General features: G+C 54.0%; 10 protein-coding genes. All 10 read right to left on the reverse strand.

Features of this window, described 5'->3' with window-relative positions; translation table 11 throughout:
• Nucleotides 1-101 precede the first annotated feature (101 nt).
• The 10 genes from OHL19_RS06220 to OHL19_RS06265 all read right to left on the reverse strand — a co-directional run bounded on the left by OHL19_RS06220 (nucleotide 102) and on the right by OHL19_RS06265 (nucleotide 12,404).
• On the reverse strand, nucleotides 102-878 hold the full coding sequence (locus OHL19_RS06220) for an alpha/beta hydrolase (protein WP_263356748.1): 777 nt from the start codon (nucleotides 876-878) through the stop codon (nucleotides 102-104).
• 146 nt (nucleotides 879-1,024) lie between these two features.
• On the reverse strand, nucleotides 1,025-2,146 hold the full coding sequence (locus OHL19_RS06225; RefSeq protein WP_263356749.1) for an NAD(P)-dependent alcohol dehydrogenase: 1,122 nt from the start codon (nucleotides 2,144-2,146) through the stop codon (nucleotides 1,025-1,027).
• Between the two features lie 298 nt (nucleotides 2,147-2,444).
• Complete coding sequence (locus OHL19_RS06230; protein ID WP_263356750.1) at nucleotides 2,445-3,479, reverse strand: cytochrome d ubiquinol oxidase subunit II; 1,035 nt, start codon at nucleotides 3,477-3,479, stop codon at nucleotides 2,445-2,447.
• Between the two features lie 9 nt (nucleotides 3,480-3,488).
• A complete protein-coding gene (locus tag OHL19_RS06235; RefSeq protein ID WP_263356751.1) occupies nucleotides 3,489-4,805 on the reverse strand; it encodes a cytochrome ubiquinol oxidase subunit I in 1,317 nt (438 codons plus the stop codon).
• A 360-nt stretch (nucleotides 4,806-5,165) separates the two neighbouring features.
• Entirely contained in the window at nucleotides 5,166-7,328 is a 2,163-nt protein-coding gene (locus OHL19_RS06240) for an FUSC family protein (protein ID WP_263356752.1), read from the reverse strand.
• Entirely contained in the window at nucleotides 7,325-8,575 is a 1,251-nt protein-coding gene (locus OHL19_RS06245; protein ID WP_263356753.1) for an efflux RND transporter periplasmic adaptor subunit, read from the reverse strand. The genes OHL19_RS06240 and OHL19_RS06245 overlap by 4 nt, the downstream gene beginning before the upstream one ends.
• A gap of 12 nt (nucleotides 8,576-8,587) precedes the next feature.
• Nucleotides 8,588-8,860: a YtcA family lipoprotein gene (locus tag OHL19_RS06250; protein WP_317890544.1), complete on the reverse strand. Its 273-nt coding sequence runs from the start codon at nucleotides 8,858-8,860 to the stop codon at nucleotides 8,588-8,590.
• Between the two features lie 14 nt (nucleotides 8,861-8,874).
• Complete coding sequence (locus OHL19_RS06255; protein ID WP_263356755.1) at nucleotides 8,875-10,194, reverse strand: TolC family protein; 1,320 nt, start codon at nucleotides 10,192-10,194, stop codon at nucleotides 8,875-8,877.
• Between the two features lie 194 nt (nucleotides 10,195-10,388).
• Nucleotides 10,389-11,504, reverse strand: coding sequence for an NADH:flavin oxidoreductase/NADH oxidase (locus OHL19_RS06260; RefSeq protein WP_263356756.1), 1,116 nt, complete (start codon nucleotides 11,502-11,504; stop codon nucleotides 10,389-10,391).
• Nucleotides 11,505-11,675: 171 nt separating this feature from the next.
• Nucleotides 11,676-12,404 carry a type 1 glutamine amidotransferase family protein gene (locus OHL19_RS06265; RefSeq protein WP_263356757.1) on the reverse strand — a complete coding sequence of 243 codons (729 nt, stop codon included), beginning with the start codon at nucleotides 12,402-12,404 and terminating at the stop codon, nucleotides 11,676-11,678.
• Nucleotides 12,405-12,715: the final 311 nt, after the last annotated feature.

The raw sequence follows: 12,715 nt of genomic DNA on the forward strand, positions 1-12,715 counted from the left end.
TGCTTTCGAGCCTGATGACTGGCTGATATTTTGGTCCCAATGTCAACAGATTGCGGACCGCGCATCGCGAACCCCCAACCACGGACCATGAAGGAATATGGTTACGGTTTGAGGGAATGATTGGCCGCCTCAGTGATGACGTCGGCAACCTTCTCCGGCTCTTGCAACATGGCGACGTGGCAGGTTTCCAGGGGCACTGCTTTACCTCCCGATTTCTTCGCGCCCGCCTCTTCCATCGCAGCAGTCAGCGTCTGATCCTTCAACGAGATCACATGCCAGGAAGGCTTGTTCTTCCAGCCTGCATGAGTCACCTTCTCATCGAACATCGGACCGTTTGTCTGCCCTTGCACAGCAGCGATGACGCGGCGTTCTGCCATCGGAAGTCCTTCCGCGAAGAAGTTGAGCACTCCCTCTTCAGAAAGCCTTGCGAAGTGCTGTGAGTCTACTGTGATCGACTTCTGTCCAGATGTGAATCCAAACGGATTGCTGTTGTCGTTGGCAGACTGGCCCACGTCAGGAGTGTAGGCTGCAACGTAAACCAGCCCTGCGACTTTGGCATCGTCGCCAACTTCGGTGATGACCGTTCCACCCCACGAATGACCCACCAGGATCACAGGTCCATCCTGCAGCGCAATGATCCGTCGAGTTGCATCGACATCGTCCTTCAGAGACGTCAATGGGTTTTGTACAGCCACCACATGAAAGCCACGAGCCTCAAGGATAGGAATGACCTTCGACCAGCTTGAACCATCTGCAAATGCACCGTGCACAAGAACGATGTTCTTCACGGGTTGATGTTGCGCTTGAGCCTGGGCACCGCCGGAAAGGGCGGTCGCGATTCCTATACTGCCTGCGATAAGGGTTTCAGCTAACTTCATCGGTTGTGTCTCCTGCTTGAATTGGGATGTGCTTACCTGGTTGTTTTCCATAAAAACCTCTCCGTAACCGCCCTGTCCGGCTGTGGTGCTAGTTGGTGTGTACGGCTTGCCGGTAGATGAAATGAGCGTCTGTGTATCCGAACTCGTTAGGCTGCGCTGGCAGGCTTCTGAGCGGTGTTCGCGTCCGTGTCCGGGGCTGCGTCTGCGTCGACGTCGAAGACAATCACGGCGCGGCCGATAATCTCTCCAGCGCGCAGTATCTCGAGATTCTCGTTAACGTCCTGGAACCGGATCTTCTTGATCGAATGCTGAATCTTTCCTTGCTGCGCAAGCGCCAGCACTTCCTGAAGATCTGCGTAGTTCGCCCAGAACGATCCGTGATATGTAAGCTCACCTGCCGTGAACGGAAAGAGTGGAATATCGATCCTGGTGCCGACCAGTCCAACCGATACGAATGCACCCGCGGTTGCGAGCAGACCTATTCCCGTTTGAATAGTTTCCGCAGCTCCTACACAATCGATAGCAGCATCGATCTTCCGTTTGCCCGTGAGCTTGAATAACTCATCGTGGAGATCGGCGAGAGACTTGCCGCGAGTGTTAATCGTGAAGTCTGCTCCACGCTCTTTGGCGATAGCGAGCTTCTCGTCGTTACGCGCAAAGACCACGACGGTAGCTCCGGCCGATAGCAGCTTGGCGTATTGCACGGCGTAACTACCAAGGCCGCTTGCGCCGAATACCGCCATCACACGATCCGGGCCGAGAACACCCGCAGCCCGCAGCTTCTTGATCGCACGGTAAGGCGTAACGCCTGCATCCGTGAGCGGCGCAAGCTCTTCCCACTTCAACCTGTGCTGAATCTTGATGAGCTGCCTGTATGGCACAGGAACATACTCAGCGTATCCGCCCGGAGGTCCAAACCCTGGCCAGCTACCATGCTCGCAGAGTTGCTCATTCCCAAGCCTGCACTGGCGGCAGATACTATCGCCCCATCCGGCCGCAACGACCACCTGGTCGCCAATAGCAAGCTGCGTACTCTCCGGTACGCGATCTCCGATTGCAGAGATCAAGCCGGCGATCTCATGGCCTGGTGTGATCGGAAACTTGGTCTGGAGAGCCTCGGCGAAGTAGCCGTCAATAAGTTGAACATCGGAACGGCACATCCCAGCTCCGCCGACTCTTACAAGTACCTGGTCGGCAAGGATCTCCGGGACCTTTATGTCTTCTATCACCAGCGGTTGCTTATAGCCATGCATTCGAGCTGCGAGCATTTCCCTTACTCCTTTTCAAATTTGGATAGGACGGTTGAAAGTTTGATCGCGGCGACTGAGGTTTACCTATGTCTAATAGGGCGACGACGACCAGAATGCTCATGACAAAAAATGGATCGGCGATGCTCATCGTTTGAAATCTCCTCAACGGGATTTAGAACGCACATCAGAGCTTCGTTCGTATGAACGAAAATAACTCCGCAGCAATGCGCTGCGAACAGTCCTGCGCCGAGGCGAGGAGAATTCGCGACGAGACGTGCGGCGTTCACTCGTCCTCGTTGGTGTGTTATTCGACCTGTCACGGCTGCACCTTTGACGACGAGGCCGCGGCCTTATTCCTTCGCTGATCTTTGAAGACATAGAGAAGAATTCCGAGAGAAGGGAAGAGCACAATGGCTCCGGCAACACAGGCCAGGACGATGTCATGAACAACCGTCGCGGACAGCATGCTATTGAAAATCGTTCTCTGCGGACGAGCAATATAGGGATACTGCGCGACAGCCCACACAACAACGATGGAGCCTGCATGAACGGCAGCCATGATGCGAGATAGTTGAAAACAGCCTTTGTACAGCGCAACAAAGCTCACCGCAATAGCGAGCCAAGCTATGATCGCGAAACAGATTGCCACGCTGTTGCGCGTGAAGCCTTCTCGCAGGCCGGTAGCATACTCGGCGCTGAGAGCGAAGGTGATTACCGTCAGGACGATACCCGCCACACCTGCTCCAACAGTGCGATTGCGGAACGTTCGGCGAAGCTCATCGGTGGCTGCCTCAGCGGTTAGATACGAAGCCGCGAGGAAAGCAAACAATGCGACAGTAAGCAAGCCCATCGATACGGAGAACGGGTTTAGCCAATTGAAAAGATACCCATTGATGCTCACATCCTCCGAGACAAGAACCCGGTTATCCGAGAGTGAACCGATAAGGATTCCCATGAAAAACGGCGTGAAACTGCTCGATATGGAGAACACGTAAGCGCATGCCTTCCGCATCTCCGAGTCGATAGTCGAATACGCTCGAAAGACAAACGATGAACCTCGCAAAACAATCCCCACAAGCATGAGAAGGATTGGTACATGAAGAGCGATCATGACCGCTCCGAAGGCAGGCGGAAACCCGGCAAACAACAGCACCAGTATCAGGATGAGCCAGACATGATTCGCCTCCCAGATGGGTTGAATAGCGTTCGCGATAAGCTCCTTTTGCGCGTCTTTGCTTGGACCGCTGCTAAGCAGATCCCAGAACCCCGCTCCGTAGTCTGCCCCAGCGAGCAGGACATACAGTAGGAGTGCGGCAGCCATGATGCAGGCGAGCACAGATGCAATGTTCACAGGCACTCCTTAAACGGCATCTGCATCTCGATTCCTCGGATCAGCAATCACATGCGCAGCAAGCAGCCACAGCACGATGCATCCAAGAACAAAATAGAGAAGAGATACCAGCAGAAACGGTAGCTGCAGATCAGGGAATTCAGTCACAGCGTCCTTCGTCCTCAGGACGCCAACAATGATCCACGGTTGACGTCCCAGTTCGGTGACGACCCATCCCGCCTCAAGCGCAACAAACCCGAGCGGAGCACAAAGGACCAGCAGCTTGAGCAGTAGAGGATGATCGCCGATTTGCTTTCGTTTCCAGGCGAACCATCCCCACAGCAGTGCAACGCAGGACAGCATGCTTCCCAGCCCCACCATGACCTGGAACGAAATGTGCACCGCTGTAACAAAGGGCCAATCCGCTTCAGGGAAATCATTAAGGCCCTTCACCGTTGCGTTGGGATCGTGAAAGGCAAGCAGACTAAGGCCGTGAGGAATCTCGATTGCATGCTTCGTCTCTCGCAGCTTCGTATCCGGCAAGCCTCCGATGCGTAACGGCGCTCCAACCTCCGTCTTGAACTGCCCCTCAAGGCTGGCAAGCTTCACCGGCTGTGTCTTGGCGACCATGCGTGCAATCGCATCGCCGCTCACACCCTGGGCCAGCACTGCGATACTGCCTACCGTGAGCGCAATGCCGATCGCCACTTCGTCGAATCGGTTTCGACCACGTCGCAGCATAAGCAGGCTGTGCACGCCGGCAGTTGCAAAGCCCACTGCACAAAAAGCAGCCAGCACCATGTGCGCTGCTTCGGGAAGCGCAGCAGGATTGAACATGGCCTCAAAAGGGCGAATGTTGGTGAACTCGCCGTTGACAAGATCGAAGCCCGCCGGGGTATTCATCCACGCGTTGACGAAGGTGACAAAGATCGCAGATGTGACTCCACTCACCGCGACCATCACACCGGATAGCAAGTGAAGAAACTCCGGCACTCTTTCCCATCCGAAGAGATAAATCCCGAGAAAGATTGCCTCCGTGAAAAACGCAAATCCTTCGAGCGAAAATGGCATGCCGATCACCGACCCGGCCTTCTCCATAAAACGCGGCCAGAGCAACCCAAGTTCAAAAGACAACACCGTGCCGGATACCGCGCCAATCGCAAACAAAATAGCTGCTCCCTTGGCCCAACGCTTGGCGAGCACTTGATACACAGGCTCCCGTGTTCTAAGCCATCGCCACTCGGCAATCGTCATCATGAGCGGAAATGAAACGCCGATCGCCGCAAAGATGATGTGAAAGGCAAGGGATATTCCCATCTGGGAGCGTGCTGACAATAAATGGCTCATGACTCACCTGCATTCTGAGATACGGATGACGTACACACTTCCCGTCCCTTTAATCTCGAACGGCACGTATCGATGGGAAAGCGTTTGACTCGACGCTGCAGTTCTCCATTGCCGAGCGCTGATAATTGCCCAGCAATGACATCTTCATCAGAATGGCGGCGAATCTCTATTCCATCTTTCGTGAACAGCAGAATGCTAATGATTCCGCACTGTTCAGCGATGGATCGACAAGATCAACATCCGCACTCCATACCATGCGAACTGCGCGCCCACGTAAGTCCGCAGGAACGCTATGATCCGCAACATGCCATGCATGTTTTGGACAGGACCACAGAAGGATGCACTGATACTAAATGTCAGTTAAGGTGAGAATGAGGGAGTGAAGACCGGTTCTTTCATTACGTCTTGCTCAAGCTCACGCACCATCTTCAAAAGTTGTAGAGAAGTCTGCGTCAGCCCTTCATCTCGAATCATTCCAGAAGGATGCTGTTCCTCCTCCAGCCTTTGAGTATCCGAAGCCACTGCTGGATTCGTAGTCGAACAAGGCTGTCCGCTCAGTTGATTCTCTAAACATGTTGCAATGTGAATCAACGGTCCCGATAACTCATCAAGCAGACTCGATTGGGCGCGCAAGACAGTCGGAGAAATCCCATCGTTGGAGCCGATCTGCAAGAGTGGCAATTCGAGAAGATAGAGGGTGCGTAGGATCGAAAGCCACCGTCGTATGCGATCGCGCGCCGCAAGATACGCGAGTCGTTGCTCTCCGTTCTCAAAAGGTATTGCATCGGCCTCGGCGTTAACGTTGGTGAAGAGGCTATTTATCTGATCGCGCATGGTGAAAAATCGCTTGACTTCAGGTTCGTTGACAGAGACGGGCTTGAGGCTGGCGACCAGCCGAGCAGACTGGGCAAACATGCGAACCATCTGGATAGCAGCAGGCCGTGGATAAAGACGCTCAAAGATGAGCCACATTGCAGCAATGCCCAGGAGTACTCCGACTGCCCGGTCGCGGCCAATGGTGAGATCAAGTGAAACGGTGAAGTCCGTGACATTGATCAGGTAAAACGCGAATGCCATCTGCAGTCCTGCGTACGAGAGCCGCGGACTCGATGTATAAACGTATGCCGATATACCCGTGACGACTGCGAATAGAATCGTCAGACCCACAATGGAGTCGATGTACGGCAGTACAAACATCTGCGACCCAAGTCCGAATACGAATGCACCGATGGATGCTCCGCCTATACGCAATATCTGCTTCTGGTGCGAAGAACCAATGTTGCTCAAAGCAGTCAGGATGCACGTCGTCACAGCGGTTGAAATGCCCGGCCAATCCAGTCCGACGAAGATGATGTAGCAGACCATCGCTGCGGCGGTGCCAGCAAGGGAGAAACGCAGATAATCCGGATTCGAGAAAGCATCTCTCACAAACAGCCGGCTCTCCAAGTGAGGATCTTCCTGCATATCCAATCTTGGCGGAGACGACGAGTTCATCCCCAGTGCAGACTCCATCAAACTGATGACTGTCTCAAGTTCGCACAACAACGGAACACCGTCAGGCGCAGGATCTAAATCTACGCTCCCACATCTAGCAGGAATCTTATCGGTACGGATGGCATCCCGGATGCATGTGAGCCGTGCCATGAGGTTCTTTGCGCGGAAACTATCTGCGCGGGCGTGCGGCCTTGTGCCCGCCTGCGTTGTATCTATCTTGGAGTAGCCAGCCACAATCGCGGCAGAAATGTCGATACCACGTCCGAGCAATGCAATCACTGCGCCCGTCTTCGCTCGCTCTACCGGAGCAATGTGTTTGCGAGCTACTTGCTGGCGAAGCATGCTGGTACCAGTCATGGCATATTGCGTGATGGATTGAGCAACCCCAGTCGCTATCGGCAGGCCTTCGCAATAATCGCGCAGCATCTCTCCGATATTCCGCAGGCGATCGTCGATGCCGTCTTCCACTGGATCCTGTTTTGAGAAATACCGGAACACCACCTCCACGAGAAGAGTCACCACAGCCCCAATGATTGTTGCCAAGATCTGCCAGAGCGTCAGTTCGACATTCAGTTCCGCAGGCCCAGGAAGATACCAGACAACCACCGTGCTCGTCGCGACAACGACGATCCCAGCCGCCAGTGGAAAGTAGGAGATGGCTTTCAGCGAATAGAAGCATATAAAGATCGTCACCGCCTCCCAAAGAAAATGCGTGATGCCGATCGAAGCGAACAACCGCGCTCCCACTGGTATCAATACGGCCCATGCCACGTAGGCCATGATGAAATAGAAGCCTGACTTGGTAGTCGAAACCAGGTTCTCGCGCGAAAGAATAAAAGCGCAGTTTGCTCCTACAGCCCCGTAAGGAATTCTGAAGGTGACGATGATAATCATGCTCACAGTTGCGGCAATAATCATGCGGCTCACCAACGACCATCGGCCTGGATAGGGAGCGAGCTCCTGGCGCAGAAATCCCGGCAACCACTCTCGAAGAGTTTGCTTCGCATTGAGATTAGGGGAGGAGTTCATGGCTGCTTCTCATCTATGACTGAGTTCTCGCCACGAATCACCACAACCGCAGATTCACCGAGACGAAAGTATTTCTGCTGCGAAGACTGCAGCCGTACCCGAACTGGAAAGCGTGATGCAAGATGTACCCAGTTCAGCGTCCTCTGAACATCAGGCAAACCCGGTGTAATTTTTCCGATCAAATCTGCATCCGGCTTAACGCCAAAGCCGACGCTGTCCACCACACCCTTAAACCTGACGGTTGGATGGGAAAGTACATAAACCTCCGCCTCCATCCCCGGCCTGATGTGTTGAATCTGTGTCTCGCGAAAGTTCGCGATTGCCCACCATACCCGCGTATCAATCAAAGTGAAGATCTGTTCCCCTGCGTGAGCGTACGCACCCTGTGAGATGGTCAGATTCGTGACACGCGCATCAAACGGAGCGAGCAGCCTGCAGTGATCGAGGTTGTATTGCGCCGTGTCGATTGCTGCACGCTTACCCGAAAGCTGCCCGAGCAGGGGCTCTAACGTTGTTACGCTATGCGAAGCCTGCAACACCTGGTGCTGGCTCTGCGTCACTGTAGCCTGCGCCTGCCGATACTGCGCCTCCGTCGCGACGAGGCCCGCCTCGGCAAGCGCCAACTGAGAAAGCGCTTGTTTTGCTGCCTGTGACCGTGTATCGAATGCAGTTCTGGCTTGATCAACCTGATCCACCGTCACGAATTGTCGCTGCAGCAGCGGTTCTATACGATGAAGATTATTCGCCGCGTATGCCTTTTCGGCATCTGCTTTGTCGACGGCGGCCTTTGCATCGGCGACATCAGCTTTAGCTTGATCCACCAATGCCGAGGCTCGATTCACACCCGCTTCTGAATTCAACGCAGCGGATTTTGCTACATCGACGCCGCTGACCAACGAAGCTATAGTCCGGCTCTGATTTCCAATCTGACCGTTCAGTGATCCGAGGTCAGACTTCGCCTGCTCCAGTGCATATCTGTATGGTCGGTCGTCGATTTCTAAAAGAGTCTCGCCTTCCTTGATCGGCTGGTTGTCTACAACATGCAGACTCATGATCGGGCCATTGACCACAGGCGCAATCCCGATGAAGTTTGCAAAGATCTCTGCATCGTCCGTTCGCGGATTAACGGTAGTTTTCCACAGTACACAGCATCCGGACACCAGCGTGTAAAGGATAATACAGGCACTCAATAGAGTGCCTGTATTACCACCACGCGCGCTGATAGTGCCAAAAGTATCGTTCGTCATAAGCAGATCCTTCTAGCTGAAGAGCAGCAACCAAAGGGTGAAAGCGATCGCAGCCGCAAGGCATGGATAGACAAGAATGGTCCATCGGATGAGTTGCTCTTTATGGAACTTTGCAAGCAACACGCGGAAGATGGAAGCTGCCGCAATGCCTGCAAGAATGCATACGAGCCAGGCTGGAAAATATGACCCGAGAATATTGAAAGATGGTGCGCGTCCACATCCATTCAGTAGAAGTGCAGCGAACATGCCGCTTATTGGAATTCGAGATCTGCATCGCACCAGCATGGTTCGCTCTCCTCTTAGGGTTTCGGGGTTTGCGTCTCCACTTGAATCATGTCCGCAGTGCGGAACGCCAGATCCGCCACCTGCAAAAGAAGCTGCGATTGCGCAGTCACATTCTCCGATAGAGCTTGCGCAAGTACTTTCTGTGCAGAGATGACATCCAGTTGATTGCGCAGCCCAAAACTGTACGATTGCCGCGCTGCCTCATAGGACTGACTCGATGCCGTCAGCAAAGCCGTTGCCGCCTGTTGCTGTCTCAAAGCAGTTCGCAGATTTGTATACGACATGAACACCTCCTGTTCAATCTGGTCTCGCTGAGCATGCAGATCCGACTCGGCCACGCGCTTCTCCGCATTCGCCGCAGCTACACGCTTCTCGCGCCTGGCACCATCGAAGAGAGTCCATCGCATCTCTAAGCCCGCAGACCAGACCTCCCCTTCGGCATAGTGGCCTGGATAAAGATCTTGCTGCGCATAGCCGCGAGCAAGCCCACCATCTCCTGCAAGATGAAGGCTTGGTAAATAGGCGGAACGCGCCTGTTTCAAGTCTCCCTGCGCCGAACGAATTCGCGCAATGTCCGCCAGCAGCTCAGGCCGCTGCTTGAATGCTCGTTCGATCTCCTGGTCGAGAGAATCAGCCGCAGCCGTTGGGAGTGGAATGTCAGAGATGCTTTGCACATGAAACTGAGCCTCAGCCGGAAGGCCCATCGTAGTGGACAACTCGCTATGGGCAATCTCTTCGTTGCCAATCGTGGCTTGCAGATCGTAATCAGCCTGGGCTCGCGCAGCGCTTGCTTCCAATAAATCAGGCTGCGTAGCAAGACCGTTCTTCAGGCAGCTTTCGGTATCTGCCTCTACCGTCTCCGCATTTTGCAAGCTGATCTCTGCCGCTGCTCGCTGCCCCTTGGCGTTCAACAGGTGGAAGTAAGCAGATGCCACTCGATAGATTAGCCGCCTGTGCGTGTTATTGAATTCCATGCCCTGGATAAGAAGATTTGCTTTCGCAACGTCCACCTCTCCGGATCGGCCACCCATATCGAAGACGAGATATTCAACATGCAACGCAGGCCGCACCACGTCGATCGTCTGCCGATGAAGATACTCACCGATCAATGCGGGTTGACGATCCGACGCAGCAAAGCCAGTCGCAACAAGAGTTGGATAATATGCTGATCGAGCAATGCCCAGCTCATCCGCCCGCAGCCTCACTCGTTCCCATGCGGCACGCGTCTCCGGGTTGTGGAGCTCAGCGAGGTCGATCAGTTCTGGCAGCGTATAAATCTTGATTGGATCAATGCTCCACGATGGCTGGCTGTCGGCGGCCAATTGTGTTGACAAGGAGTTTTCTTCTTTCGTGTGCCATGGCCGGTCCGGAGCAGGCGGTGTTTTTTGCGCAAGACTCTTGCAGGCAAAGAGAACACTCGCTATCCCAAAGACACAACTCGCTGCCCGAATACGCATATACCTGTTTGCTCACTGTTCGCGTACAAGAAGGTTTACTCCTGCTCAACAGGCTTCCATGTAGTTCTTCATTAAGAGGTCTGATCGCTCACCAGCAACTTAGGGAACTGGCGTGGTTGCGACCGCAGATACTGATTAGGTGCGTGCACGGTCGCGCCGAGGTGTGCCGCTGCATGCCACGGCCAGTGAGGGTCATAGAGCATTGTTCTCGCCAGCGCGATCATGTCGGCGTCTCCAGTTTGAACAGTAGCTTCCGCATGTTCGAACGAAGTGATGAGCCCCACAGCTATCACCGGTATGCCGACAGCCGCTTTGATTGCCCGAGCAAGAGGCACCTGGTAGCCCGGTCCCACTGGAATCTTTTGAGCAGGATCGTTGCCGCCACTGGAGACATGAATGGCATCGCATCCCATCCCCTCCAGTGCCTGTGCAAAGATGGTTGTTTCCTCGATCCCAAGCCCATCCGGCACCCAGTCCGTCGCTGAAACACGAACACTGATCGGCTTCTCCGTTGGAAAGACATCGCGCACAGCCTCGAAGACATCCAGCGGAAATCTCATGCGGTTCTCGATGCTGCCGCCATAGCTATCTGTTCGTCGATTCGAGATTGGAGAGAGAAATTGGTGCAGCAGATAACCGTGAGCAACATGCAATTGGATAAGGTCCAGTCCAAGCCTATCGGCCCTCCGTGCAGCCGCTACGAAGGCTTCGCGAATCGTGCGCAACCCATCTCGATCCAGTGCCGTTGGCGCAAGAGATCCCTGATTGAACGGTACGTCTGAAGCACCGACCGTTGGCCATCCCAATGGGTTCTCAGGGGAGATCTGACCTCCGCCTTTCCAGGGAACTTCCGTAGATGCCTTACGGCCGGCGTGAGACAGTTGAATTCCAATGGGCATTGTCGACCATCGGCGAATGCCATCGACGACTCGCTTCATCGCGGCTTCGGTCTCATCGTTGTAAAGCCCCACGTCCGCATAAGTGATTCGCCCATCGGCTGTCACCGCGGTAGCCTCGATCGTCAGAAGTGCGGCACCAGAAAGAGCAAGCTGCCCCAGGTGAATCAAGTGCCAATCATTCATGCAACCATCTTGCGCAGAGTACATACACATAGGCGCGATCACGATGCGATTCGCAAAATCAAGACCACGCAGATGAAAGGGTTGGAATAGCGCTGACTCCGACATTGCCGGTCTCCTTCAGTCTCTTTACACGCAAGCAAATTTACGTTTCACCCCTGCAAGTATGCCGTGATAAATACTGGTCGCGATTTCACGCAGGCACTTGTGAGTGATCGTCGAGAGGACGGCTCTGTGCTTTATGCTTCATAAGCTCAGAGCCGTCTCTTATTCAAAATGTCAGAGACTATCGAACACCCTGACGATTCTCTCCGCGGTGCTGCGTCCGCTTTGAGGATTCGTGCCTGTCACGACACGCCCGGATGTGACGGAATAGTCGTCGAAAGCATTCATTGAAGTGCTATAGAACGCTCCAACTGCGGTGACTGCTTCCACAACCGGGACCACCTTGTCTGCTCTCAATTTATCCAGGATGTTGAAGATCAATTCGCCTTCGATCGTGAAGCCCGTCACTGTCCTGCCTTCAATGATCGACTTGCCTGTTTTAGAGTCGATGATTCCCGGCAGGATTGCCGGACCATGACATACCGTCCCAACGACGCCTCCTCGATCCCAGACATCCGCGGCGATTGCCTGCAGACCCTTGGCTGTTGGATAGTCGTACAACGCAGCGTGACCTGCAGATGCGAAGAAGACGCCATACTCTCCCTTCTTTAGGTCCGATGCCTTCTTCAGATGCGAGTTCAGCTTCACCATGAAAGGGTGATTGGCATTGTTGTAAGCGGCCTTGTCGCTTCCTGCCAGGAACGGCGGCTGCAGTGAGTTGAAGTCAAAACCATAGGTACCGGTTTCGGAGGCAAGATCGATTTCAAAGCCAGCCTCTGTCAGAACCTCGAAAGGATGCAGTGCCTCGGTAAGAAACAGACCTGTCTTGTGGCCATCGGGATAAATCGGACCATTGAAGCTGGAAATAGCTATGACGGCTTTACGCTGAAGATTATTCGACATGACTTACTCCTTCGGTTTTGAGATTTATACATAGCATCGTTTCGCAATGCTGGATTGACGTTGACGTTTCACGAGAATCGATCAACCTCACAGCGCAGAGTGTTCTTCGCTGTTCACGCCGAACGAGAAAGAACATTTGCCTCGGCAGATCCATGGAGAGTATGCATGGTCTGCACTATGAGCCAGCCATCGATGCGACGAGACGTGCTGTCCGTGTGACGAAACGTGCACAAGGTTTCTAGGAGAGCGCGAGCCTGTAATGCCCCTGCCGATATATGTCATTCGCAGAGGCATTACAGGCTTTGCACACA

Origin of the sequence: Acidicapsa ligni, assembly GCF_025685655.1 — a bacterium.
In the GTDB taxonomy this organism is placed as follows: Bacteria; Acidobacteriota; Terriglobia; order Terriglobales; family Acidobacteriaceae; genus Acidicapsa; species Acidicapsa ligni.

Coding starts and splice junctions, on each gene's coding strand:
- OHL19_RS06220 (WP_263356748.1), bottom strand. CDS start 878: ATGAAGTTAGCTGAAACCCTTATCGCAGGCAGTATAGGAATCGCGACC.
- OHL19_RS06225 (WP_263356749.1), bottom strand. CDS start 2,146: ATGCTCGCAGCTCGAATGCATGGCTATAAGCAACCGCTGGTGATAGAA.
- OHL19_RS06235 (WP_263356751.1), bottom strand. CDS start 4,805: ATGAGCCATTTATTGTCAGCACGCTCCCAGATGGGAATATCCCTTGCC.
- OHL19_RS06240 (WP_263356752.1), bottom strand. CDS start 7,328: ATGAACTCCTCCCCTAATCTCAATGCGAAGCAAACTCTTCGAGAGTGG.
- OHL19_RS06245 (WP_263356753.1), bottom strand. CDS start 8,575: ATGACGAACGATACTTTTGGCACTATCAGCGCGCGTGGTGGTAATACA.
- OHL19_RS06250 (WP_317890544.1), bottom strand. CDS start 8,860: ATGCTGGTGCGATGCAGATCTCGAATTCCAATAAGCGGCATGTTCGCT.
- OHL19_RS06260 (WP_263356756.1), bottom strand. CDS start 11,504: ATGTCGGAGTCAGCGCTATTCCAACCCTTTCATCTGCGTGGTCTTGAT.
- OHL19_RS06265 (WP_263356757.1), bottom strand. CDS start 12,404: ATGTCGAATAATCTTCAGCGTAAAGCCGTCATAGCTATTTCCAGCTTC.